Raw genomic sequence first — 25,281 nt, 5'->3', positions numbered from 1 at the left:
TCGAAATGGAAGCTAAAAAATCATTACGCGTATTGTTCTGTATGGGGATTAACCAAAACTTCTTTGATGCAGAGCCAGCAGAAGCAAAAGCAGTATGGGCAGCATTTGGTGAAATGTGGAATGGTATCCATGATTTACCTGGCGTTCATGTATACGGCAACTTAGATGATGATCAAAGCATGGTAGGTGCAAGTACGGGTTGGCCTTGGACAACCTATTTATTGGCTGATGTACCTGATATTGAAACAGTTCATGCTGCATGTAATTTATTCCGTACGACTGTGGTCGGAGAAGGTCCATATAAACTTTGGAAGTATTGCAAAGTTGAAGCAAGAGTTGGTCGTGAATTAATTATTCAACGATAAGGATATCGATATGGTCGACTCTAATGAACTCAAAAGCATTCTTCAACGTCTTCAACAGTTGGAAGCGCAGAATCAAATTCGTAATTGCCTAAATCGCTATATGGAAATTTGTGATGAACTTAATCAAAACACAAATTTAGAAGCGCTGATGGATTTATTTGATCGTGAGTGTATTTGGGAGGGGGTAGGGAAAAAATACGCCCAGTCATTTGGTCGGCTTGAGTCTTGGCAGGCAGTATATGACATGTTTAAAACATACACGCTGAAGGACTCGCATTTTGTTATGAATGCACATTTTGTGAATTCTGAACAAATTTATATTGAGGGTGATGTGGCTGTTGGTCACTGGTTGATGTTGCAAACATCAACTTTCAAAACGGGTGCAAGCCACTTGAATGCAGCCAAACTGACAATCCGTTTTAAGCAACAAAATAATGGCATTTGGAAAATCAAACACTTCCAAACAGAAAATATTTTCAGTCGACCAGTAACGCATTGGACCAGTGATGATGAGTTACCAGTACCGCAATCAAATTTAGTCGGTTGAGTTGCATAAACAGTTATAAGGGAATACATGATGAATAGTGCAATACCAGTTCAAAATATTGAAATTGATTACAATGAATTAGTTCAAAGTGACCGAGTGCATACCTCTTTATATAAAGATGCACAAATCTTTGAAGATGAAATGGAAAAAATTTTCTACAGCACTTGGGTTTGGGTTGCTCATGCAAGTGAAATTCCAGATGCTGGTAGTTATAAAACGATTAATATTGGTAAACAACCTGTAGTTGCTGTACGAGATCGTAAGAAAAAAGTCCACGTCTTACTTAACCGCTGTCGCCATCGTGCTGCTACAGTTTGTGAGCATAAAAAAGGCAAAACGAATAGCTTTGTATGTCCATATCATGGTTGGAGTTACGCTTTGGATGGTACATTGCGTGGCGTTCCTTCACCTGAAAGTTATGGTGAATGTTTAGATAAATCTGAATTTCCACTGATCAGCCTACGTGTAGAAGAATATAACGGCATGATCTTTGCGACCTTCAAAGACGATATTGAGCCATTAGAAGACTTTTTAGGTGCTGCGAAAAAGTGGATTGATCTATTCATGAAGCAAGGCGCAGGTTATCCAGTTAAAGTATTAGGTGAACATCGTTTTACATTCCCAGGTAACTGGAAAATTCAGTTGGAAAATACAACTGACGCGTATCATTTCCCATTAGTTCATAAATCATTCTTAAGTTCTGTAGACGAAAAAACAGAAGAGCTTTTCAACTTTGAAAATCAACCAGGCTATGTTGAAGATCTAGGAAATGGTCACAGCGTGATGGTGATGATTCCAGAACTGGTAGATCTTGATGAAGAGTTGATGGAGCGACCAATCCAAGAGCGTTTTGAAGAACTTGCCCAAGCGCTACGTGAAGAAGGTCATGAGGAACTTGAAGTTCGTCGAATTTGCCGTGCTGTCGGTGGTTCGGGCTTTAACTTAAATATTTTCCCTAACATTGCATGTTCTATGGCGTTCTTCCGTGTAATGCAACCATTAGCGGTAGATAAAACTGAAATTCACCACTCAGTGATTACGATGGATGGTGGACCACAAATTGCCAACCAATATCGCCTACGTCTACATGAACATTTCCAAGGTCCTTTCGGTTTTGGTACGCCAGATGATGCGGAAGCTTGGGAGCGTGTACAGCATGGTGCAAATGCGGGCAATGATCTTTGGATCATGTTGAACCGTGGTTTACCAGGAGAAGTCAAAACTGAAGATGGTCTGAAGAGTGACGTGAGTGCTGAAACAGGCATGCGTGGCGCTTACCAACAATGGAAAAAGTTGATGACGGCTTAAGGGGAAGAGCATGAAAATTAATTTAAATCTTTTGAACGAAGTTACAGCATTCATTTGGGCTGAAGCTGACATGTTAGATCATTCAGAGTATCAAGCATGGTTAAGTTTATGGAATGAAAATGGTAAGTACATCATTCCAATAGATCCATCATTGACAGATTACGAAAACCATTTGAACTATGCATATGACAATCACCACATGCGTCAATTACGTGTAGAGCGTTTAGAAAATGGTGAAGCAATCTCGACAGCTCCCAAAGCCAATACTGTTCGTAGCCTGTCACGTGTGCGAATTATTGAAGAAACTGATCACAAGATAATTTTACGCTGTGCACAAAATTTAAGAGAGTTCCGCAAAGAAAATTTACGTCATTACACTGCTGATGTGATTTATGAGCTAATACGTCAAGAGAATGGCGAACTCAAAATAGACCGTAAAATTATCAATCTAGTCAATTCGACAGATACCTTAGCTGGTATCAGTTACATTCTATAGGAGGTGACCATGTCACAAGTTGTTTTGGTTACTGGTGCTGCCTCTGGTTTAGGTAATGTGATTGCTGAATATTTTGCTGAACAAGGGCATCAAGTTATTTTAACTGCAAGTACCTTAGAAAAAGCGGAAAGTGCTAAAGCTGCGAGTCAGTATCCCTCGCAAATGTATCCCTTAAAACTGGATATATCAGTAGAGCAGGACTTTAGAGAAGCAGTGAGTTGGATTGAAACTCATTTCAACAAGTTGGATGTTTTAATCAATAACGCCACAGTAACTAAAGCAACTCCTGTCCTTGAAATCACTGCGAGTGATTTTGATTGGGTGACACAAGTCAACCAACGAGGAACCTTTCAGTCATGCCAAATTATTGGTCAATATATGGCATCTAAAGGCTTTGGTCGAATTATCAACATGGCTTCATTGGCTGGTCAGAATGGTGGTACTGCAACGGGAGCGCATTATGCAGCTTCAAAAGGGGCAATCGTAACTTTGACTAAAATTTTTGCAAAAGAATTTGCCGCTAAAGGTGTGACAGTAAATGCCGTAGCACCAGGACCAATGGAGTCTCCAATAGTACACAGCGTTGTTTCAGATGAAAAAATGGAAGCGTTTATCAATAACATTCCTGTCAAGGCTTTAGGCAGTATGAGTTTTATCGCTGAAACTTGTGCTTTGTTAGCATCCCCACAAGCAGCTTTTGTGACAGGAGCAACATGGGATATTAACGGAGGACTATTTATGCGCTAAGCATTTGCTTAGTCATAAAGGGGGAAAACTATGAACGAAAAATACTCCGTAATAGTAAATAAAAGATCAGTAGAAGCGGAAAATGTTGTTGTCTTAGATTTAATTTCAGCAACTGAGTCTCCATTACCTGAAATCGAAGCTGGATCACATATCGATCTATTCCTGCCTAATGGGTTAATCCGTCAGTATTCTCTATGTCAAGATCCTAGTTTAAAAGGTGTTTTTCGACTAGGGATCTTAAAAGACGAAGCATCAAGAGGGGGGTCACTGTCGGCGTTTAATGACATCTTTGAAGGGATGCAACTACAAGTCAGCCATCCTAAAAATTTGTTCCCATTGTTAGATGCATCTCACAGCATTTTAGTTGGTGGTGGTATTGGGATTACACCGTTAATTACCATGGCTTATGATTTATTAAATAACGATAAGTCATTTGAATTGCATTATTGTGCAGCTTCTAAACAAACCGCTGCATTTGTAGATGAAATCAAGCAAGGTCCCTTAGCGAGTTATACAACTTTCCATTTTAAAGATGATGGTGCAAATCATCGTGAATTTTTTGATCACGCAATGAAAGATATTGCCAAAGATTCACATTTATATACCTGTGGTCCTAATGGATTTATGGATTGGATTATTAATCTTGCTGAGTCTAGGGGTTTTAGTTCCGATCAATTACATAAAGAATATTTTCAGGTAGATATTGATTTAGGTGGCGCTAGTTTTGAAGTTGTTGCACAACAAAGTGGTAAAACGATTCAAGTCGCTCCAGAGGAAACTATTTTGCAAGCCTTAGCGCGAGAAGGGATTAAAGTCGAGTTATCGTGTGAACAGGGCGTCTGTGGAACGTGTATGTGTGATGTGCTTGAAGGCGAACCCGATCATCGAGACGTCTACTTTACTGACGAAGAAAAAGAAAGTAATGAGCAGATTTTAGTGTGTTGTTCTCGATCAAAAACACCGAGATTAGTTTTAGATATTTAATAGTTGAATTGCCATCATGGAAGGTCATTTTGGGATTCAGGAGAAGGGAATGAATAGTTATCAAAAATCGGAAGAACAAGCTATTGATCCGATGAAATTCCGCAGAGCACTCGGTAATTTTGCAACTGGGGTTACCATTATTACAGCGCAAAATGCGCAAGGTGAAAAAGTGGGTGTAACTGCCAATAGTTTTAACTCAGTTTCATTAGACCCACCTTTAATCTTGTGGAGTATTGATAAAAAATCGACCAGTTTTGAAGTTTTTAAAAACTCTAGTCATTTTGCAGTCAATATTTTATCTGGATCTCAAATCGAGGTATCGAATAAATTTGCTAAACGCAATATTGATAAATTCGAAGGAGCAAACTACCGTTTGGGTTTAGGTAATGCTCCAGTTCTGGAAAATTGCTCTGCTGTTTTTGAATGTGAATTATTTCAAATTGTAGAAGGCGGGGATCACTGGATTATAATTGGAAAGGTCGTTAATTTTCAAGATGAAGGTCGTAGTCCATTAGTATATCACCAGGGTGCGTACTCAGCAGTAACACCACACCCAATGTTAAGAATTAAAGATTCAAATCCGGTCCAAACTGATGATTTGGGTCAACTATATCAAGGTAACTTATATAATAATGTTGCCTATCTCATGAGTCGAGCATTCAAGTTTTATCAAAATGATTACATCCCAAAGCAATTAGTCACAGGTTTTAGAACGAGTGAAGCTCGAATGCTTTTAGTGCTAGGCAGTGGTGCAAGTTCATGCAAAGATGATTTGCCACGTGATATAGCAATGCCTATGCGAGAAATAGAAAGAGCAGCGGAAATCCTTAAGAAAGATGAGCTACTAGTCGAAACAGAAGAATTCTACCAATTAACGGATAAAGGTAAAAAAACCGCACATTATTTATTTGATATAGCTGATGAGCATCAAAATGAAGTATTTGCAAAATACAGTGACCAAGAAAAGAATACTTTTATCACCATTCTAAAAGATATTGCGGGTATTCATTAAATCAAATTGGGCTAAATGTTAGATCATTTGGCCTTTTTTTCAATCTATAAAGATTTAAAAGGGATTTAATTATTAATTAAGGTATATAAATATACTTAAAAGAAAATTGAATTTTCTATGGAATTGGAAAAGAATTGGGTTGAATATATGAAATTTCATATAGCTGAATAGAAAAAATTAAACAGGGTTGAGTGAGAAAATCAGTAAAAAACTAAGGGGAAGTTGAGTGAAAAAGTTACCTACATTTGCAATACTAGCAATTTGCTGTAATACAGCAGTTTATGCGGACTTGGTAAAAGATAGTCAAACGACAATAAATTTAAGAAATTTCTTTATTGATCGAAATAACACAACACAGCCTGATGTTGGTAGTTGGTCACAAGCATTAGGTCTAAAGTTTAGTTCAGGTTATACCAATACACCCGTTCAGGTGGGTTTTGACGTGACTTCAAGTTACGCACTAAGATTATCAAATCATAATGCTGAAAGGTCTGATTCGATCTTACCATTTGATCCCATAAAAAATGAGCAAGAACGTAGTTATAATAAATTTGGTGCAACCTTAAAGCTGAAATATAAAGATTCTGAGCTATTAGTTGGGGAACTTTCGCCAAGAACACCTGTTGCATTTATTGATGATTCACGTCAGTTGGTGACAACATATGCTGGTGCGGCATTTGAAACGAAAGCGATTCAAAATTTAAAATTTTCAGCTGGAAGAATCACTCATATAAACGCGCGTAATGATGATGAATTTGAAAAACTAAGCTTGTTTGCACCAGGTAAAGCAAGAATAGAAAGTAATGGTTTAAGTTATGTTGGTTTAGACTATAATTTTAGCCCTAAAATTTCAGGCTCTTACTGGTTTGGTCAGCTCGAAGATATTTATAACCAACATTATTTAAATGCAGCATATAACACTCAAATTGGCGACTCTAAAATCAAATTAGATGCACGTTATTTCCATAACAGTGAAGCTGGTGACAAATACTATGGAAACATAGATAGCAAAACATTTGGCGTTCAGGCCAACATTCAAAATGGCTCACATAGTTTTGCTGCAGGTGTTCAAAAAAATTCCGGGGATACCAATTTTCCAACATTTGATGGATTCGCTCCTCAACCTTTCCTACATACTTGGTCAACTTTAGGTTTCATCAAACCTGAAGAACTTACTTATCATGCACTTTATTCTTATGACTTTAAAAATGTTGGTTTGCCGGGTTTAAGAACGACTTTGCGTTATTTATATGGTACGAACATAGAGCGTAATGGCCTACCAGATAATAAAGAAACTGAAGCTAATTTCATTGTCGGCTACACCGTTCCAGAAGGGTCTTTTAAAGGGTTGGGTATAGAATGGAGGTATATCGACACGACTACTAAATATGGTGCAGGAACAACCAATGGTAATGATTTTGTTGAAAATCGAATCATTACTACATATAGCTATAAATTCTAATTACATAAACAGTTAATGGACAAACTGGAGATTATATGATGTTTAAAAAATTATTATTATCAACAAGCTTAATCGCAATTGCCACTTATGCTCAAGCTGATATCACGATTGGAGTTGTGACATCATCATCCGGACCTGTAGCTATGGTAGGTATACCACAAAAAAATACAGTTGCTTTATTACCTAAAAAAATTGGTAATGAGAACGTTCGATATATTTCTCTTGATGATGCGAGTGATCCTACAGCATCTGTCAAAGCTGTCGAGAAACTAATTAAAGAAAACAAAGTTGATGCAATTATTGGTCCTTCTGGTTCACCAAATGCTTCTGCAGTGATAGGGACAATTGCTAAAGCGAAAGTACCTCTTCTTGCACCTGTTGGTACTTCTACGATAGTCATGCCAATGACGGATCAAAAAAAATGGGTGTTTAAGACCACTCAGAATGATGAAATCATCGCAGAAGCGCTTGTGCAAGATATGGTGAAGCGAAAAATTACAACTCTAGGATTTATCGGTACTGCTGATCCGTATGGAGAAAACTGGGGAAAAGTCTTAGCGAATTTAGCAAAGAAAAATGGGATTAAAATCGTTGCTCAAGAATCATTTCAACGTCAAGATACCTCTCTAACTGGTCAAGCGTTAAAACTCATAAGTAAAAAACCACAGGCAATTCTAGTTGCAGCACCAGGTAGTTCAGCAGTGCCTCCACAAACTGCTTTATATGATCGAGGCTATCGAGGGCAAATTTATCAAACGCATGGTGCGGCTTTAGATCAATATTTAAAAATGGGTGGCAAGAAAGTAGAAAATACGATTTTAGCTGCCAGTTTAATGCTTGTTTTAAATGAAGTATCTAATACACATCCTTCTAAGAAAATTGCTACTAAATATATCAATGATTATAAAGCAAAATATAAACAAACACCTGCAACTTTCGGGGCAAATGTGTATGACGCAGGTATTTTGCTTGAAAAAGCTGTACCGACTGCTTTGAAAAAAGCAAAGCCTGGCACCGTGCAATTCCGTGAAGCTCTACGTGATGCATTGGAATCTACAAAAGAAGTCGCAGGAACTCAAGGCGTGTATAACATGAGCCCATCTGATCATAGTGGATTTGACAAGCGTGGGCGTGAAATGATCATTGTTAAAAATGGTCAGTGGAAACTACTGAAGTAAATTTAGCTTTTCATCATAAATGAACTCAGAGCGATATGCATATGTCGCTCTAGGTAAATTCATCCTCAAAAAAGGGTAGGAAGATGTTATGGATTTAAATATCGCGTTAATTTTGGGGCAGGATGGTATTACCAGTGGTGCTATTTATGCATTATTAGCGCTATGTATCATTTTGGTTTTTACTGTCACTCGGATATTACTTATTCCATTGGGTGAATTTGCTGTATTTGGTGCATTGACTTTGGCATCCATTCAAGCAGGTATTCCAAGCTTAATAGTTTGGCTGGTCGTTGCGTTTTTTATTGTCAATACAAGTCTGGATTTATACGCTAAATTTTTTAAAAATCAGACATTTAATATCAAAATTTTTATTGCGTCATTGATTTATATTTCTTTGATCGTTATCGCGATGTACACACTACCTTTAGCGACGCTTCCAATGCCAATTCAAGTTTTATTGACTTTGGCTGTGATTACACCGCTTGGTCCTCAAATGTATCGCACTTTTTTTCAACCTTTAGTGGCAGCCAAACCTTTAGTTTTATTGATCGTGTCGATAGCGGTTCATGTGGCATTAGTCGGTTTAGGACTCGTGATATTCGGTCCAAATGGTGCTCAAACACAACCGTTTAGTGACAAAAGCTTTGAGATTGGAACTCTTGTTTTAAGTAGTCAAACTTTGATCATTATCGCTTCATTCTTTGTGATGATTTTAGTGCTTTGGTATTTCTTTGAAAAAACACTCTATGGCAAGGCATTGCATGCAACCGCTGTCAATCGAATCGGTGCACAGCTCATGGGTATTTCTCCAATCTTTGCGGGCAAACTGACTTTTGTTTTAGCTACATTTATCGGAACCTTATCAGGCATTTTAATTGCACCGATCACAACCCTGTATTACGACTCAGGATTTATTTTAAGTCTGAAGGGATTTGTAGGGGCAATCATTGGAGGACTAATCAGCTTCCCAGTCGCAGCAATTGGTGCCGTGATTGTTGGTGTTATTGAGTCTTTCTCCATGTTTTGGGCAAGTGATTACAAAGAAATCATCGTCTTTACATTAATTATTCCTTTCTTACTTTGGAAATCACTCACAACTCGTCATGTTGAGGAGGATGAAGAATGAAATCAAAAACTTATTTCTTTATATTTGCGCTAATTGTATTCATCAGCCCATTTTTTTTACCGACCTATCAAGTCACGTTATTGAACTATATTGGTCTAAATGCATTAGTCGTGTTAGGTCTTGTATTGGTGACAGGCGTTGGAGGCATGACTACATTTGGTCAAGCAGCCTTAGTTGGAATTGGCGCATACGCAACTGCTTACTTAACTGTGACTGAACAATTACCAAGTTTCCTCGCATGGACAGGTGGTAATCCTTGGTTTGGACTTCTGCTCGGAATAGTCATTACAGTCGCATCTGCGATTTTGGTGGGTGGCTTAACACTAAAACTTTCAGGGCATTATCTGCCTTTAGGTACGATCGCTTGGGGCATTTCACTTTATTATTTCTTTTCGACCATTGAAACTTTAGGTGGGCATTCTGGAATTTCGAATATTCCCTCTATCTCTATCGCAGGATTTGCCTTTGATAATGGCAATAAAATGTTCTACCTCATTTGGCTCATTGTATTTATTGCCATTATTTTGACAAAAAATCTTTTAAATTCTCGAGAGGGTCGAGCAATCCGCGCTTTGAAAGGCGGACAAGTAATGGCTGAGTCTATGGGAGTAAATACGTTTAGAGCAAAAATGATCATCTTTGTGATTGCTGCAATTTTTGCATCAATTTCAGGGTGGCTTTATGCACACACGCAAACTTTTATTAACCCGACACCTTTTGGACTCCAAATGGGTATCGACTACTTGTTTATGGCGTTGTTAGGCGGTGTCGGTAGTATTTGGGGTGCAATATTAGGTGCAGGCATATTCACCATGGTACGCCAATGGTTGCAAGATGCTTTGCCTATTATTTTTGGCGGACAAGGTCATTATGAAACAATCGTATTTGGATTAATCATTGTTGTATTGATGCAAAAAGCACCATCAGGGATTTGGTCATTTATTACTAAGTTGATCCCAAATAAATATAAGCCTGTAGATTTATATCCTTCAATCCACCCCATTCCTCAAATGGACAAAGTAGAAAATCAAATCAACAAGGGTGAATTGATATTAGATGCGAAGAACATCACGAAAAAATTTGGGGGCTTAGTTGCGAACAATGAAATGAATCTGAAAATTCACGCTGGAGAGGTTCTCGCTTTAATAGGTCCGAATGGTGCTGGTAAAAGTACCATGTTCAATCAAATATCAGGTGTAGATGTTCCAACAAGTGGTGAAGTTTTATTTAAAGGTAAAAAAATAAATGGCATACCATCCAGAGAAATTGCCAAATTAGGATTAAGTCGCACATTCCAACACGTAAAAATATTACCTGAAATGACAGTATTAGAAAATACAGCTATAGGTGCACATTTGCGCGGAGAAAAAAGTGTCATCTCATCCATGTTACTTCTTGATCGAGTTGAAGAAAATGAACTTCTCAATGAGGCTAAATATCAACTAGAACGTGTAGGGCTTGGAGAATATTTGTATGTTGAAGCTGGCAGTTTAGCACTCGGGCAGCAACGTATTTTAGAAATTGCACGTGCTTTATGTGCGAACCCAAGCTTATTACTACTTGATGAGCCCGCAGCAGGATTAAGATTTAAAGAGAAACAAGCCTTAGCTGAACTTCTATCTAAATTACGTGCTGAAGGTATGGCAATTCTCTTGGTCGAGCATGATATGGACTTTGTCATGAATCTCGCAGACCGAATTGTGGTCATGGAGTTCGGTCAAAAAATTGCTGAAGGATTACCAGAAGAAATTCAAAAAAATGAAGCTGTATTGGAAGCTTATTTAGGAGGTGCTGCATGATCACAATGCTTGGAAATCAAGAGGGCACGCCTCTGCTAGAAGTAAATAATTTGAGTGTTGCTTACGGAAAAGTCGAAGCGCTTTCAAATTTTAATATGCGTGTTAATCAAGGTCAAATTGTTTCTGTTGTTGGTCCAAATGGTGCGGGTAAAACAACTTTATTGTCTGCAATTATGGGGGTGCTGGGTTCTAAAGGACACGTCGATTTCGATGGACATGTGGAGCAATGTCCACAGGTTGAGCAAATGGTCATTCGTGGGCTTGGATTAGTGCCTGAAAAACGAGAGTTATTTGGAACAATGTCTATTGAAGACAATCTTATGCTTGGCGCTTTTCAACGCTATCGCCAAAGAGACAAAGAGATTTTGAGCACTTTAGATGAAGTGTATGACATTTTTCCTCGTTTGAAAGAAAGACGATCACAGCAAGCAGGAACACTTTCTGGTGGTGAACGACAAATGCTTGCAGTAGGTCGTGCACTCATGGCTAAACCTAAATTGTTGATGCTTGACGAGCCGAGTTTGGGATTAGCGCCACTCATCACCCGAGAAATTTTTAAGGTGATTGACCAATTAAGAGGACATGGCGTGTCTATCTTGTTAGTTGAGCAGAATGCTAGAGCTGCTTTAAAACTTGCAGATTATGCTTATGTCTTAGAAATGGGAGAGCTTTCAATGGAAGGAAAGGGCTCTGATTTAGTTGAAGATCCAAGAATCATCGAAAGTTACTTAGGAATTAATAGTAAGCATCAAGACGTATTAGCTATATAGAACATAACAAATCATACGATTTTCAGGGATTTGAATGTATGTCAAAAAAAATTTTGGTATATGGTGCTGGAGCCATAGGCTGTGTATTTGCTGCTAGATTAACGCTAGCAGGACACCAAGTCACTGTTCTAGCGAGAGGGGAAAAAGTCGAAACGCTAAAGCAAAAAGGGATTCATTTAAAAGATGTACTGGGTGAATTTCAAGTACATCCATCTCGAATTGTGGATACTGAAGAATGCATTGAAAAACAGGATTTTATATTTATAGCAACCAAGTTTAACGCTTTATATGAAATTTCAACTCAGCTGAAGCGTTATATGCATAACGCGACAGTCATCGTGCCGTTAATGAATGGAATACCCTTTTGGTATTTTTACGGTTTAGAGAATAACTCTGAACATTCAAGCATAAATTGTTTAGATCAACAGGGCGTTTTAAATGACCATTTTCCATTAGAACATTTAATTGGCGCTGTCGTATTTATTACAGCGCAAAGTGTCAATGGAAATGAGGTTAAATCAGACAATCCATATTTGTTGATCTTTGGTGAGCCGAGTCATCAAATGACTGAACGATTACATGCGCTTGTTGAATTGTTTGAAAATACAAGTATTGAAGCACGACCCGTAGAGAACATCCGAGATCAAATTTGGACCAAGGTTATGGCTAACTTGAGCTCCAATCCATTATCGGTTGTGGCTGATGCTCCGCTAAGTAAAATTTATGCTGATCAAAATTTAATTCGAATTACGCAACAAATTTTATATGAAGTTCGAGCTGTTGCGGCTTGCTATGGCGCTCGTATCAATATCGACCCAAACACATTTTTAAAGTTAGGTTCAGAGATGGGGGAAACATATACATCAATGTGGCATGACTACAAAAATCATCGCCCTTTAGAGTTAGCACCCATTGCAGAAGCTGTATTTGAATTGGCAGATGCTTATGAATGTCCGATGCCGACATCCAAACTTATATATGAATTAACGGTCTATTTAAGCGAACAAGCCAGAACAAGGAATAATGAAGATGAAAAATAATGTATTGAATGTGTCTGAAGCTGAATGGGCGCTCAGAGTTAAATTAGCGAATTGTTATCACCTTATTGATTATTTTGGTTGGACGGAAACAATTTTTAATCATGTCTCAGCGCGCTTACCAGGAGCTGAACACTATTATTTAGTAAATCCTTTCGGCTTGAACTATACGGAAATCACACCCGAAAATTTATTAAAAGTTGATTTAAACGGTAATAAAGTGATTCATTCTGAATATGATGCCAATCCTGCAGGATTTGCTTTACATAGTGCTGTTCATGGTGCTCGTGATGATATTCGATGTTTAATACATACACATACCACACCAATCAGTGCCATTGCACAAAAGAAAGATGGCTTTAAAAATGACAATTTTTATGGTGCGCAGTTATATGGTCGGGTAGGCTATCATGCCTTTGAAGGCATTACCCTATTCGAAGAAGAAAAACAAAGAATGATCAAAAGTTTAGGTGATCATCACATTCTGGTACTTAGAAATCATGGTGTAGCTGTGGGAGAGAGTACGATTGAAAAAGCTTTTTTCCTACTCTGGACAGTTCAACGAGCGGCAGAAATACAATGCCAAGCGGATTCAATGCGTGGTGACGATGTTGAATTAGATCATATCGTAAAACAGAAGTGTGCAGACTTAACTCAAATGTTAATTCAAGAAAGTGCTTTCGCAGATAAGTTTTTTAATGCGATGGTCCGAAAAATGCAGGAAAACAAACACTAGTTCAGGGATAAATTGCGATGAATACGATATTAAAAGAGAAAATCAGTCATAAGTCGGCATGGGTGGGCAAAGACCTAAAAAATCAGACAGATTGGATTTATTATTTAAGCGAAGAAATGCTTCATGAATTAAGCCAAAATTTGCAATTGATAGAACAACAAGATCTAGAAATTGATCAATTGAATAACACGCATTTAACGATTAATAATTCACAAGTTTTATCTGAATTTAAAAAATATGCCGATGAGCTTGAGAATGGATATGGTTTCTTTCTATTAAAAGGTTTGGATGTCTCTAAATTTAGTGAACGCCAATTGGCGATTATTTACTATTTAATAGGCATGTATATGGGTCAACCCGTTACCCAAAATCCTAAAGGCGATTTATTGGGTAAAGTAGAAAACGTTGGTGATCTTAATAACAAATCAACGCGAGTTTATGAAACAAACGCATATCTCCCTTACCACACTGACTTATCTGACGTAGTTGGATTGCTATCAATTAGAAAAGCAATGAGTGGAGGATTGAGTAGTCTCGTCAGTGCTGCCACAGTCTACAATAGAATTTTAGAAAATTATCCTGAATATCTAGGTTATTATTATCATCCGACTTATTGTGATCATCTTGGTGACTCAGAACCAACACTCACGCCTATATTTAGCTTTTATGACAATAAATTAAGTTGCCGTTACTTAAGAGCATATATTGAACTAGGACATGAGCGAAAAGGAATACCTTTATCCAGAGTTCAAGTCGATGCGCTTGATATTTTCGATCAATACATACAAGATCCTGATCTCAGACTAGATATGATGCTTGAACCGGGTGATATGCAGTTCTGTAATAACTATTGTGTAATGCATTCACGATCGTCATTTATAGATGATGAAGACATCTCAAAGCGAAGAAAATTATTAAGATTATGGTTAAAAATGCCTAATGCCCGATCTTTAGCCAAGGATTTCCCAGGTAGAAATGGTATTCAAAAAGTAAATCTTTCTTAAAAAATGCTATTATTTGACTACAACCTGACTCGGACTTTTAAGGCCGAGTCTTTTTTTTTGCGATTACTCAAAAGTTGTAAGACTGAATCTGATTTAGAGATGAGTATAAATAATAATTACGCACTCATCTGATTGATCACCTAAACAATATTCTTTTTTTGTTAACGCGCTATATGGTTCGGCATTATATCGTCTAACAATATTCACACTTTGAATGAGTTAAGTTAAATCAGCTTCTGGAAGTGAGTTTTCCTCATTCAGCAGTCCTGAACGCATTTTATTAAATTTGAGAGTGATTTCTATTCAAGTAGGGAGAATAATCTGCTCTTCAAACGAAAAATATTGAAAGCCTAGACCTGACAGGGAATACGTCGTTTATCTTTATTTAATCGGGCATCGGACATGGGTATTCATCATAATGCGGCTTTGGCTTGCAACAAGTAGACTTTGATTATTTTTTTCTACCTTTGATTAGTTTAATCATTATTGATTCTCAGTTGAGAAAAAAGAACTCGAACAGATGTTCGAGTTCTTTTTCTAAAATAAACTAAATATGAGCTTAGATTTTAGAAAATGCTTTATGTAATTTTGCACAAATCACTTCTTATCTGACCATTTCATCTTTTTCTACATCTAGACTTTTCACAAAATGTTTACATCCTGTTTTGAGTAAAATAATAGTCAATAACGCTGAGAATCCACCTACGATTGAAATTGAATAACCCACCATGTTGGTATCCCCGAATACTTTATCGGTAATTAATGCGACTAAAGTTGTTCCAATACCTAAACCAATTAAGCTGCTGATTAACAAGAAAATTGCAGAAATTTGAGCTCGTAATTGATTTGGAGCTAAAATTTGCATAGCTGCTGTTGAGGTTGGCATTGGGAAAGATGCAAAGAACATAGCCACTGTAAAAATAGCAACAGATAACCACAGTGAGTCTACTAATGTATAGCTAATAATCGGTAAGATAATTCCTAAACCACCTAAATAACCAGCATACATTGCAGCATCACGTCGACCTTTACTAGTCAGATAGTCAGTTAACCAGCCTGCAAAGAAAACGCCAGATGTGTTTGCGATAAGTAGAATCATTCCTAACATATAACCTGTTTCAACAGGACTCAGACCAAAGTTACGCATATAAAATGCAGGTGACCAGCTCATGACACAAAACAATGCCATTGCATAGAATGTGAAGCCCATGTAGTGACAAGTAAATGTCTTACTGTGCTTTTTTAAGAATTTAAAAGAATCCGTAAATTTAACTTTTACGACATTACCTGAGGCATCGAGTTTTTGTCCTGTTCGTTGCGGATCTCTTACTGTTAAAATAAATAAAAGACCAATAAAAACGCCTGGCAATCCAACGAGAATAAAGGCAACTTGCCAAGCCTTCATCATGCCGAGTAAAGGAACATCAATAAACGTTGCATCTTTTAATAAGCTGATCACATAGCCGCCAACGAGAAAAGCCATCCCTCCACCGATAAAAGAACCAATGGAGTAAATACCAACGGCTTTACCTAATTTGTCTTTACTGAACATATCACTAAACATGGAATATGCTGCGGGTGATAATGCTGCTTCACCAATGCCAATCCCCATTCTTGAAAGAAAAAGTTGAATGAAGTTTTTACTTAGACCACAAGCCGCTGTTGCTAAGCTCCAAAAAATAATGCCAATTGCAATAATTTTTGGTCGGGAAAATCGGTCTGCTAAATAAGCGATAGGCAATCCCATAAATGCGTAAAATAGGGAAAAAGCTAAACCGTGCAATAGACTAAACTGAGTATCAGTTAAATTTAAATCTGCTTTGATCGGTTCAATCATCAAGACTAAAATTTGTCGATCAATATAAGAAAATATATAAGCCAACATACATAGTGTGACTACGTACCAAGCGTATCTCGTATTTTTTTTGACCGAAGCGGGTTCTTCAGCATTTAGAGTATTCTGCATTTTCGTATCCTATATCCTTAAGGGTTTGATTTTTATTCCATTATTTTTTTAGCTAAACTGTGACTAGGTATTCAAATTTAAGCAGCATTAGTCATATATAATGAAAAGTTAAACTCAAATACTTTTTTATCAGCATGCTGATAATATTTATGATTTTATAAAAGGGCAATAGGTATGTTTAAAAAAAATACGAATTCACCTGAAATATTTGATAATGAATCGGGTTACCTTGGATTTTTATTAAGAAAGACATCCCATGTATATCGTTTAAAAATGGAGCGTGTACTTGCTGAATATTCAATCACTCCACCACAGTTCACAATTTTGAAAATTATTTTGACTTACCCAGGTTTCACAAATGCGGAAATAGCACGTTTTGCTTCATTAACACCGCAAACAGTAAATTTGATGATCTCAAAATTAGAAAAACAAAATATTCTCTATAAAACTTCTCATTCTACGAATAAGAAAATTCAATTAATTGAGATATCAGATTTAGGGAAAAAACTTATGGAAGATTGTGGTGATGCTATTGATCGTTTAGAAGATTCTCTAGTCGATGGTTTTAGTGAAAGTGAAATAAGAATCGTCAGGAATTGGATGAAAAAAATTAATGAAGAATAATTTTCTAAATTATTTGGTTTTTGAACTTGTATAATTATCAGTACACTGATAATTTTTAAGTACATAAAAAAACTGAATGGATTTAGAGGAAAATAAAATGATCAAACCTTATGGTGTAGTAGGATTAGTTCCAACAATATGGGGCACAAGTTGTAGAGCAGATATTATGAAAAATATCTCTCATTTAGAGGAACTTACATCCGGTGCATTATGGTTGAGTTCTTTAGATATTCCAGTAAGACTGTTGGTTCTCCCTGAGGGGGCATTACAGGGCTTCAACGATGAAGCACTCGATGTTGATATTCAAGAATTCTTGGATGATGGTGCGATCGATATACCAGGCCCTGAAACAGATCGTTTAGGTGAGTTAGCTAAAAAACATAATGTTTTTATCATGGCGCAAGCCAAAGCTAAAAATGAGGATTGGCCAGGCATTATGTTTAATGTCGGATTTATTATAAATCCTCAAGGCGAAATTATTTTAAAACACCACAAAATGTCTGCTTTATTGCCATGCGAGCGTTCAGCATCACCTCATGATTTGTATGATGAGTGGGTAAAAAAATATGGTGAAGAGCTTCAATCATTTTGGCCAGTAGTTGATACGGAAATTGGTCGATTGGGCATCATGATGGCAATGGAAGGTAATTTTCCAGAAAATGGTCGAGGCCTAGCGATGAATGGTGCTGAAGTCGTCTATCGTGCATCTTTACCAGCTTCATTTACTGAAAATGATGTATTTGAAATCTCCAATCGTGCTCGTGCTTTAGAAAATAATATGTACGTAGTAGCACCTAATATTGGGGGGATGTATCTTGATGAAAATACATTAGCACCAATCGATTGTGGTGGTGGTCTTTCTATGATTGTGGACCATAAAGGTAAAATAGTGGGTAAACAGCATGATACCAATGGATCTACCTATGTGACTGGTGTAGTTGATATTGAGGCACTTCGTTATCATCGTACACACGCTCAGGTGACCAATTGGATGAAAGATATACGTGCAGAATGCGCACAATTAATTTATAAAAATAATATATATCCTAAAAATTTGTATTTGCAGCAAAAACAGGGACATCACGACGAATATAAAGCGGAAGTGATTGATAAGCAAATTCAGAAGCTTATTGATATGGGTGTCTGGAAAAAAAGCGCATATGATGAATCTTAATCAATGCACTAGCTTAAAAACCCAATAATGTATTGGGTTTTTTGGGGTATATATTTTTTAAATGATCTTTTTTTACATAAATCAAAGCGCCAGAAGCACCTGCTTTGAATTCAATACGATGTTGAGTCGGAAACCTCATCCACGAACCAGCTGAATAATTTCGTTCATTCATCACCAGTTCACCTTCGATAATGAAAATTTCAATACCGTTATGATATGTTGATTCGAAAAATTGTTGGCTTTCGAGTTTTTCGAGAAAGGTGTGTTCATACTCAGATTGAAACAGTTGGCAAATCTTTCTGTTGTTTAAATAGGTCCAGTTTCGCTCGTCACGAGTATCAATTCGGGTAGCTAATTTTTCTTCTTCAGACATTTGCATGAGTTTCACCAAGATCAGACATCCATCTACGCTCGAGACAATATGTTTAGAAAGGTGAGGATTTCGCATATACCATCCAGATGGATAGTGCTGATGATCATCTTCAGTAAAGGTCCCTTTTAACACTAGAACTTCTTCACCGAAGGGGTGTTGATGCTCTGGGAACTGAGAATTTGAAGGGAACTCAACTAGGCTGGTTGCTCTTGCTTGTTCTAAGCCAACACGATCAAACATCATTCGTTTAACTTCGCCTCTTGGGGATTGAATCCATTGGTAATCCTCTGGAGCAATCATCACAGGTTGAGAGAAGTCAGCATTTAATCTCATGCTTTTAGCCTAAAAAAGTGCATTAAAGTGATTAATTTTATCAAAAAAAGCGTGAATTTAAGATGAAAACCTGTTCAAGTTCGAGAGTGATTGGGCGTGGAGCAACTTTGACTTTGGTCGGCTAGCTCCTCTTTTCTCCTTCCAATAATTTAATCTATGTCGACTTTATTTGAGAATCTAAGTCAATAAAAAAGCACTTTATAAGTGCTTAATTGCAACATAAGAATGAACTAGTTCGGGATATTTGATTGTTTTACGATACATGGATATTCAAACGTTCCAGCGGTAGTACCTTTCAATAAATTTGACCAAAGTTTATTTTTGGTATTAATCCAACCATAAATATCTTCATAGAACTCCGAATTTAAATTAGCTTTTTCAATGTAAGATTTATTGAGTAGAAATTTAGTCATTAAGCACATAGAGTTAAGCTCTACAGGATTACGATCTTTTTCAAGACTGAAGTTATTTTTGGCTTCTTTTTCATACTTACGAAGCATAGTTGCTTTTAAAAGAGTAGATTCGAATAACTCCATTGTTAAATTATTTGGGGAGGTTTGATTAGCTAAAGCAAAAATATTTCCATCAATACGTAACATTGTAGGTAAAAAACTTGCTTGAATATCCACTTCTTGTTGAAGTGAAGGCGATGAATTACATCCAGTAGAAAACAATGCAGCAGTTAAAATAGTAACTATTAATAAATGTGAATTTTTAAACATCGGGATAAATTCCTTGTTCAGCTAAAACCTTTAGCATTTTTGGATTATAATCTTGGTTGAAGAGTAATTTGTACATTGAGCGGTTGATTTTCTCACCACTATTTTTCATCTGTAAAACTGCCGCACCAGCCATTACATCACTAATATTAAGATCATCTAAAGTACCTTTGAGTCCAATCAGATCTTGAATAGCGAAAGTTGTTCCAAACCTAGTTTTAAACTCATTACTTTTAAATTCTGCAACGATTAATGCTGCTTCTTTCACAACATTTTTTTTCAAATATCTCTGGAACAGAACGTACATTCTTGTGTGGTAGCCTGTTGCAGATAATAGATTCTCATGTGGTAATACATCATGTTCTAATCCAAAACGAATTGCCAATGCGTATTCTAGCTTATTTGTATTTGCTAAGTGTTTCCACATATGAGCAGGCATCATAAAGTTGTATGGTTGAACTATTTTCCGATTAAACTCTAAAAGGCAAAATGGTTGACTGACAGAACAGTTTTCAATTTTATCAGGGTAGCCTTCCCATGCTTTAGCATTACCAGGAACTGTTTCAGTGTTTGGACTTAATTTATCACTCATAATTTTACTCAAAAGGTTTCATAGGCTTAGATAAATCGAAGGTTTCAACTTTCACCTCAGCAGGTTGATAACCAATTTCATGAACTATTGTTTTGCCATCATTCCCGGTAAAGTTTTCAATTTTTTCACCATTTGGTAATGTTAAAATATAGAAAAAATCAGCAAGAGGTGTTCCGTTGTGTTCATCTTTGAATTCAAATTGAGCTTTATAAAGCTCTTTGTTATCAATTAAATTGTTAGATTCAACTAAAGCATTTGTACTTTGAGAAAATGAACCCATTCCCAATCCTTGTGACTTTCCAACTAGAACTTGACCTGGAATAAAAGTCGCCCCACATGTAGTTTTATCTCCAGCGACAATCATTGCCTTGCCATTAATAAGAACAAGACTATTACTAGCTATTGCTGAAACCATTGTTTTGCATTTCGGACAGTAGTGTTTCATACCTTGAAGATGAGCAGCTTTTCCCTGAACAAAAAAGTACTATCAACTTCAGTAATTACACCACCATGAGTTGTTTTATCGCCTATTGTTATTGTTGCTTGCATTTTAAGTCTCAAGTTGACTAACCCAATTGAATAGTCAAATATTATCGATAAAAAGGCTGTGACATGAGATGCTCTTTTGTAAACAAAACATATTGAATAATAATGTTATTTCAAAATTACGTAGTTGCTAGGATCTATGGTCATTATTAAGTTGTAATTTAGCGTTGGAATTGAATAATTTTATGTTTTTTTAATATTAATATGGGAATAATAGCTAGGCACTTATTTGTTGACTCACACTTTAACGTTTTTGCATAAATGCGGTAATCGATTTCTAAATTTTTGACTTATAACTATTCATTTAAAATCTCATTTTTTATAAATAATTTGGCTGTTGGCTGTTGGCTGTTGGCTGTTGGCTGTTGGCTGTTGGCTGTTGGCTGTGAAGTGTTGCCTCTTTCCAATAATTTAATCTAGATCGACTTTATTTGAGAATCTAAGTCAATAAAAAAAGCCTCAATCTTTCGACTGAAGCTTTTAAAATTTTGGAGCGGGAAACGAGACTCGAACTCGCGACCCCAACCTTGGCAAGGTTGTGCTCTACCAACTGAGCTATTCCCGCAATATGGTGTGAATTATAGTGATTTTGCACACCCTGTCAACACTTCCAAAACTTAATTGATGAATTAATCAGCACGTCGCCATAAAGTTCCTTGACGCGTATCTTCAAGTACAATGCCTTGATCAAGAAGATTTTGGCGAATCTCATCTGCACGCGCAAAGTTTTTCTCTTTTTTGGCATCTTTGCGTTGTTGAATGAGATCTTCAATTTCATCATTACTCAAAGATAAGCTTTCTTGACCAATATCTGATTTTAGGAATTCATCAACATTATGTTGAACAAGACCTAAGATATTGGTCAGATGGCGCAAGGTGGCATAATATATGGCCGCCTGTTCAGCAAGTTCATCTTTTACGGCACGATTTAATTCTTTATTGATTTCAAACAGTACCGCAATCGCTTCTGATGTGTTGAAATCATCCCGCATTGCTGCATTAAACTTTTCAACGAGTGCTTCATCGTATTGCGAATTAATTTCGGCACCATATATCTGTTGATATGCTTTAAATGAATGATAAAAACGACTTAATGTGTTTTTAGCTTCTTTAAGCGCAGTATCAGAAAAATTCACAGGGCTACGATAGTGTGATGAAACGATAAAGTAGCGAATAACTTCAGGATGGAATTTTTCCATGACATCGCGAATCGTGAAAAAATTGCCTAAAGATTTAGACATTTTTTCACCATCGACATTGATAAAGCCTACGTGCATCCAATAGTTTACATATTGTTCACCAGTTGCAGCTTCACTTTGTGCGATTTCATTTTCGTGATGGGGGAAGGTTAAGTCAGAACCACCACCATGGATATCAAAATGATTACCAAGGCAACATGTAGACATTGCTGAACATTCGATATGCCAACCTGGACGACCATTCCCCCAAGGAGATTTCCAAGAAGGTTCATTTTCTTTTGCATGCTTCCATAGCACAAAATCGAAAGGATGTTTCTTTTCAACTTCAACATCGACTCGTTCGGAAGCACCTGCTTGCATGTCTTCGAGTTTACGACCAGACAGACGCCCGTATTTTTTAAATTTTTCGACTTCGAAGTACACATCACCGTTTGACGCAGGATATGCAGTGCCATTATTGACCAAAGTACCAATCATATTTTGCATTTGATCGATGTACTCTGTCGCACGAGGTGCTTCATCAGGTGCCAAGCATCCTAAATTTGCAGCATCTTCATTCATTGCCTGAATAAAGCGATTAGTGAGTGCTGTAATGCTTTCACCATTTTCATTTGCACGTGCAATGATTTTGTCATCAATGTCAGTAATGTTGCGAATATATTTAACTTTCCAACCTTGGCTACGAAGAAAACGAATAATATAGTCAAATGCAACCATAACCCGAGCATGACCGATATGACAGTAGTCGTAAACTGTCATCCCACAGACATACATATCAATATGTCCTTCTTTGCGTGGTACAAACTCAACTTTTTTTCGTTGCTCTGAGTTATATAGAACAAATGGTTGCATAGGTCTTCAAAAAGCTAAAAAAATGGTGGTTCATCTTAACCTAAGGCTTATCTTTCACAAAGTTTTATGCGTAAAAAATCTATGCAAATGAAATTTATACATTTAAGAAAAAGATACTTGCATGCTTATGTTAATATATGAAGAATAATTTTATAATTGAAATTGTGGCTGAATCCAGCCTCAAGGTGCCCAGATTTGAATTCTGAAAATACTACATATCCAATTGATTTTCAAAAGGTTGCAAAAGAAACCTTGGAGATTGAGCGTCAAGCTTTATCGGTACTATCCAGTCAGATTGATGATCGTTTTACCAAAGCATGTCAAATTATCCTGCAGTGCCAAGGTCGTTTAGTGGTCACAGGTATGGGAAAATCTGGTCATATCGGTCGAAAAATGGCTGCAACATTTGCATCAACAGGAACGCCGTCTTTTTTTATGCATCCAGGTGAAGCAGGTCATGGTGATCTCGGGATGTTGGTGCGTGGAGATGTGCTGATCGCGATTTCGAACTCTGGTAAAAGTGATGAAATCATGATGTTAATGCCACTCATCAAACATTTGGGTGTGCCATTGATAACAATTTCAGGTGATGACCGTGGACCAATGCCACAGAACGCTGATGTTGCGCTTACACTTGGTCATATTCAAGAGGCATGCCCATTAGGTTTGGCACCAACTTCAAGCACGACAGCGACTTTAGCTTTAGGTGATGCTTTGGCTGTTGCTTTACTTGAAGCGCGTGGATTTACTGCAAATGATTTTGCCATGTCACATCCAGCTGGTGCACTCGGTAAGCGATTACTGTTGCATGTTAAACATCTGATGCACGTGGGTGACTCTCTACCAAAAGTTTCACCAGATACACCAATGAATAAAGTTTTATACGAAATATCAAACAAACGTCTCGGATTAACCACAATTGTGGATGAAAATGATGTTCTGTTAGGTATATTTACGGATGGTGACTTACGACGTCTCATTGATAAGCAACAAGGTTTTGATGTTAATCTTGCTGTATCAAAGGTTATGATTGAAAATCCTCTAACCATTTCACAAGAAGCAAGAGCGGTTGAAGCGCTAGAGCAAATGAATGCTAAAAAAATCAATCAATTTGTAGTAGTCAATGATGCCAAACAAGTGATTGGTGTGATTAGCATGCACGATTTAATTCAAGCTGGGGTAAATTAATTCATGGCATCTTATGTATTGTTAGAACAAGCACGACATATCGAAGCGTTGGTTTTGGATGTGGATGGTATTCTAAGTGATGGTTTTGTAACGTTGACGAACTCAGGTGATGAAATTAAGTCATTTGATATTCGTGATGGACTTGGGATGAAACTTGTTCAGCAAGCTGGAATTAAAGTTGTCATTATTACAGGTCGCCAAAGCAATATTGTGACAAAGCGTATGAATGATCTAGGTGTAGACTTAGTTTATCAGGGGCGTGAAGACAAAGGGACTGCCTTACAGCAAGCTTGTACGCAACTGGGTTTAAAACCAGAAGATTGCTTGTATATGGGGGATGATTGGCCAGATTTATCAGCTTTTGCGATTGCGGGAATGAAAGTAACAGTGCCAAATGGTCATGTTGAAGTTCGTCGTCGTGCAGACCTTGTAACCCAAGCTTATGGTGGTCGTGGCGCTGTGCGTGAAATTTGTGACATGTTATTGTTGTCAAAAGGGGTTTACCATGAACTTCTTGAAAAATATTTGGCTGTAACGCACTAATACGCAGTTGATATGAACGCTGAATATAGTTGATGATTTATGGATACTAAAGTTTTATATATTACTGCTGTTATTGTCGCTGCTATAAGTGGTGGCTATTATTATTACAGCGGTAAAGGGAAAAAATTAGAGGGTTCATCCGCTCAATCGATGACATATTCAGCAAAGAATATTAATCTTTTGCAAACTGATGAAAAAGGGATGCTTTATGTTAAGGCTACAGTGGATGAGCTGAACCAAGATATGAAACAGAAAACATCAAGCTTGCAGAATTTAAATGCCAGCATGTTTACTAATAATGTAGAAGACGCTACGTTTTATGCTAAACAAGCACATGGTTTCAATGACAATGAGAAGATTGTGTTATCTGGAGATGTTGTTGCAACCAAGCAAGGAGAAATGGGCAAAATGGTTTTTCGAACCGATGCGCTTACAGGATATCCAAAAACAAGAAAGCTTGAAACATCTGAGCAAGTTACTGTACAAACACCAAATGCAGATTTTGTCAGCCAAGGCTTAGAAGCAGATTTGAATGAAGGTCAGTACTATTTTAAAAATATTCGAGGAAAGTATGCACCAAACTAAACCTTCTTATTTATCA

26 protein-coding genes and 1 tRNA gene are annotated in these 25,281 nt (G+C 37.1%); 20 read left to right on the top strand and 7 right to left on the bottom strand.

Translation table 11 applies throughout. The annotated features are described in order from the left end of the window. The first annotated feature begins 5 nt into the window (after positions 1-5). The 15 genes from AC1M83_RS11885 to AC1M83_RS11815 all read left to right on the top strand — a co-directional run bounded on the left by AC1M83_RS11885 (position 6) and on the right by AC1M83_RS11815 (position 14,571). On the top strand, positions 6-365 hold the full coding sequence (locus AC1M83_RS11885) for a hypothetical protein (RefSeq protein WP_035266405.1): 360 nt from the start codon (positions 6-8) through the stop codon (positions 363-365). A gap of 10 nt (positions 366-375) precedes the next feature. After that, positions 376-912, top strand: a complete 537-nt coding sequence (locus AC1M83_RS11880; protein ID WP_180028236.1) for a nuclear transport factor 2 family protein — start codon at positions 376-378, stop codon at positions 910-912. Between the two features lie 30 nt (positions 913-942). Then, positions 943-2,220: an aromatic ring-hydroxylating oxygenase subunit alpha gene (locus tag AC1M83_RS11875; protein WP_035266339.1), complete on the top strand. Its 1,278-nt coding sequence runs from the start codon at positions 943-945 to the stop codon at positions 2,218-2,220. A 10-nt stretch (positions 2,221-2,230) separates the two neighbouring features. After that, positions 2,231-2,716, top strand: coding sequence for an aromatic-ring-hydroxylating dioxygenase subunit beta (locus AC1M83_RS11870; protein ID WP_481590755.1), 486 nt, complete (start codon positions 2,231-2,233; stop codon positions 2,714-2,716). Positions 2,717-2,725: 9 nt separating this feature from the next. Beyond that, on the top strand, positions 2,726-3,463 hold the full coding sequence (locus tag AC1M83_RS11865) for an SDR family NAD(P)-dependent oxidoreductase (protein WP_092767689.1): 738 nt from the start codon (positions 2,726-2,728) through the stop codon (positions 3,461-3,463). A 30-nt stretch (positions 3,464-3,493) separates the two neighbouring features. Continuing rightward, positions 3,494-4,447, top strand: a complete 954-nt coding sequence (locus tag AC1M83_RS11860) for a PDR/VanB family oxidoreductase (protein WP_481590754.1) — start codon at positions 3,494-3,496, stop codon at positions 4,445-4,447. 49 nt (positions 4,448-4,496) lie between these two features. Beyond that, positions 4,497-5,459, top strand: coding sequence for a p-hydroxyphenylacetate 3-hydroxylase reductase component (locus tag AC1M83_RS11855; protein WP_481590753.1), 963 nt, complete (start codon positions 4,497-4,499; stop codon positions 5,457-5,459). A gap of 226 nt (positions 5,460-5,685) precedes the next feature. Then, positions 5,686-6,921: an OprD family outer membrane porin gene (locus AC1M83_RS11850; protein ID WP_035266345.1), complete on the top strand. Its 1,236-nt coding sequence runs from the start codon at positions 5,686-5,688 to the stop codon at positions 6,919-6,921. A gap of 35 nt (positions 6,922-6,956) precedes the next feature. Beyond that, positions 6,957-8,099 carry an ABC transporter substrate-binding protein gene (locus tag AC1M83_RS11845; protein ID WP_180028233.1) on the top strand — a complete coding sequence of 381 codons (1,143 nt, stop codon included), beginning with the start codon at positions 6,957-6,959 and terminating at the stop codon, positions 8,097-8,099. Positions 8,100-8,187: 88 nt separating this feature from the next. After that, positions 8,188-9,225: a branched-chain amino acid ABC transporter permease gene (locus AC1M83_RS11840; protein ID WP_481590752.1), complete on the top strand. Its 1,038-nt coding sequence runs from the start codon at positions 8,188-8,190 to the stop codon at positions 9,223-9,225. Further along, on the top strand, positions 9,222-11,024 hold the full coding sequence (locus AC1M83_RS11835; RefSeq protein WP_092767697.1) for a branched-chain amino acid ABC transporter ATP-binding protein/permease: 1,803 nt from the start codon (positions 9,222-9,224) through the stop codon (positions 11,022-11,024). The genes AC1M83_RS11840 and AC1M83_RS11835 overlap by 4 nt, the downstream gene beginning before the upstream one ends. Then, complete coding sequence (locus tag AC1M83_RS11830) at positions 11,021-11,794, top strand: ABC transporter ATP-binding protein (RefSeq protein ID WP_481590751.1); 774 nt, start codon at positions 11,021-11,023, stop codon at positions 11,792-11,794. Before AC1M83_RS11835 ends, AC1M83_RS11830 begins: the two co-directional genes overlap by 4 nt. Positions 11,795-11,832: 38 nt before the next feature. Continuing rightward, positions 11,833-12,834: a ketopantoate reductase family protein gene (locus AC1M83_RS11825; protein ID WP_481590750.1), complete on the top strand. Its 1,002-nt coding sequence runs from the start codon at positions 11,833-11,835 to the stop codon at positions 12,832-12,834. Next, positions 12,824-13,567, top strand: coding sequence for a class II aldolase/adducin family protein (locus tag AC1M83_RS11820; RefSeq protein ID WP_228143120.1), 744 nt, complete (start codon positions 12,824-12,826; stop codon positions 13,565-13,567). The genes AC1M83_RS11825 and AC1M83_RS11820 overlap by 11 nt, the downstream gene beginning before the upstream one ends. Before the next feature lie 17 nt (positions 13,568-13,584). After that, entirely contained in the window at positions 13,585-14,571 is a 987-nt protein-coding gene (locus AC1M83_RS11815; protein WP_092767703.1) for a TauD/TfdA family dioxygenase, read from the top strand. 604 nt (positions 14,572-15,175) lie between these two features. Here the strand turns inward: AC1M83_RS11815 and AC1M83_RS11810 are convergent. Further along, positions 15,176-16,537, bottom strand: coding sequence for a spinster family MFS transporter (locus AC1M83_RS11810; RefSeq protein ID WP_092767705.1), 1,362 nt, complete (start codon positions 16,535-16,537; stop codon positions 15,176-15,178). A 174-nt stretch (positions 16,538-16,711) separates the two neighbouring features. On the opposite strand from AC1M83_RS11810, the gene AC1M83_RS11805 reads away from it, so the two are divergent. After that, positions 16,712-17,161 carry a MarR family winged helix-turn-helix transcriptional regulator gene (locus AC1M83_RS11805; protein ID WP_092767707.1) on the top strand — a complete coding sequence of 150 codons (450 nt, stop codon included), beginning with the start codon at positions 16,712-16,714 and terminating at the stop codon, positions 17,159-17,161. Positions 17,162-17,258: 97 nt separating this feature from the next. Further along, positions 17,259-18,335, top strand: coding sequence for a nitrilase-related carbon-nitrogen hydrolase (locus tag AC1M83_RS11800; RefSeq protein WP_180028226.1), 1,077 nt, complete (start codon positions 17,259-17,261; stop codon positions 18,333-18,335). 13 nt (positions 18,336-18,348) lie between these two features. Here AC1M83_RS11800 and AC1M83_RS11795 read toward each other — a convergent pair whose 3' ends face one another. The 6 genes from AC1M83_RS11795 to cysS form a co-directional block, all read right to left on the bottom strand. After that, on the bottom strand, positions 18,349-19,041 hold the full coding sequence (locus tag AC1M83_RS11795; protein WP_481590749.1) for a cupin domain-containing protein: 693 nt from the start codon (positions 19,039-19,041) through the stop codon (positions 18,349-18,351). A 230-nt stretch (positions 19,042-19,271) separates the two neighbouring features. Next, positions 19,272-19,763, bottom strand: coding sequence for a hypothetical protein (locus AC1M83_RS11790; RefSeq protein WP_481590748.1), 492 nt, complete (start codon positions 19,761-19,763; stop codon positions 19,272-19,274). Then, positions 19,756-20,352 carry a hypothetical protein gene (locus tag AC1M83_RS11785; RefSeq protein ID WP_481590747.1) on the bottom strand — a complete coding sequence of 199 codons (597 nt, stop codon included), beginning with the start codon at positions 20,350-20,352 and terminating at the stop codon, positions 19,756-19,758. The genes AC1M83_RS11790 and AC1M83_RS11785 overlap by 8 nt, the downstream gene beginning before the upstream one ends. 4 nt (positions 20,353-20,356) lie before the next feature. After that, positions 20,357-20,797 carry a PAAR domain-containing protein gene (locus AC1M83_RS11780; RefSeq protein ID WP_481590746.1) on the bottom strand — a complete coding sequence of 147 codons (441 nt, stop codon included), beginning with the start codon at positions 20,795-20,797 and terminating at the stop codon, positions 20,357-20,359. 590 nt (positions 20,798-21,387) lie between these two features. Continuing rightward, a tRNA-Gly gene (locus tag AC1M83_RS11775) sits at positions 21,388-21,463 on the bottom strand. A 64-nt stretch (positions 21,464-21,527) separates the two neighbouring features. After that, a complete protein-coding gene (gene cysS / locus AC1M83_RS11770; RefSeq protein WP_481589323.1) occupies positions 21,528-22,949 on the bottom strand; it encodes a cysteine--tRNA ligase in 1,422 nt (473 codons plus the stop codon). Between the two features lie 195 nt (positions 22,950-23,144). On the opposite strand from cysS, the gene AC1M83_RS11765 reads away from it, so the two are divergent. From AC1M83_RS11765 to lptC, 3 genes are read left to right on the top strand one after another with little or no spacing between them, the layout of a single operon-like run. Further along, positions 23,145-24,137 (top strand): KpsF/GutQ family sugar-phosphate isomerase, encoded by a 993-nt coding sequence (locus AC1M83_RS11765; RefSeq protein ID WP_481590745.1) that lies wholly within the window; start codon positions 23,145-23,147, stop codon positions 24,135-24,137. 3 nt (positions 24,138-24,140) lie between these two features. Continuing rightward, complete coding sequence (locus AC1M83_RS11760) at positions 24,141-24,680, top strand: KdsC family phosphatase (protein WP_035266365.1); 540 nt, start codon at positions 24,141-24,143, stop codon at positions 24,678-24,680. A gap of 39 nt (positions 24,681-24,719) precedes the next feature. Continuing rightward, the gene (gene lptC / locus AC1M83_RS11755) at positions 24,720-25,265 is read left to right on the top strand and encodes an LPS export ABC transporter periplasmic protein LptC (protein WP_481590744.1); all 546 of its coding nucleotides are present in this window, start codon (positions 24,720-24,722) and stop codon (positions 25,263-25,265) included. Positions 25,266-25,281 lie beyond the last annotated feature (16 nt).

This window comes from Acinetobacter sp. 25-47-130 (assembly GCF_056779705.1).
Note: the sequence above shows the minus strand (reverse complement) of the source record. Positions and strands in the feature narration are given on the sequence as shown.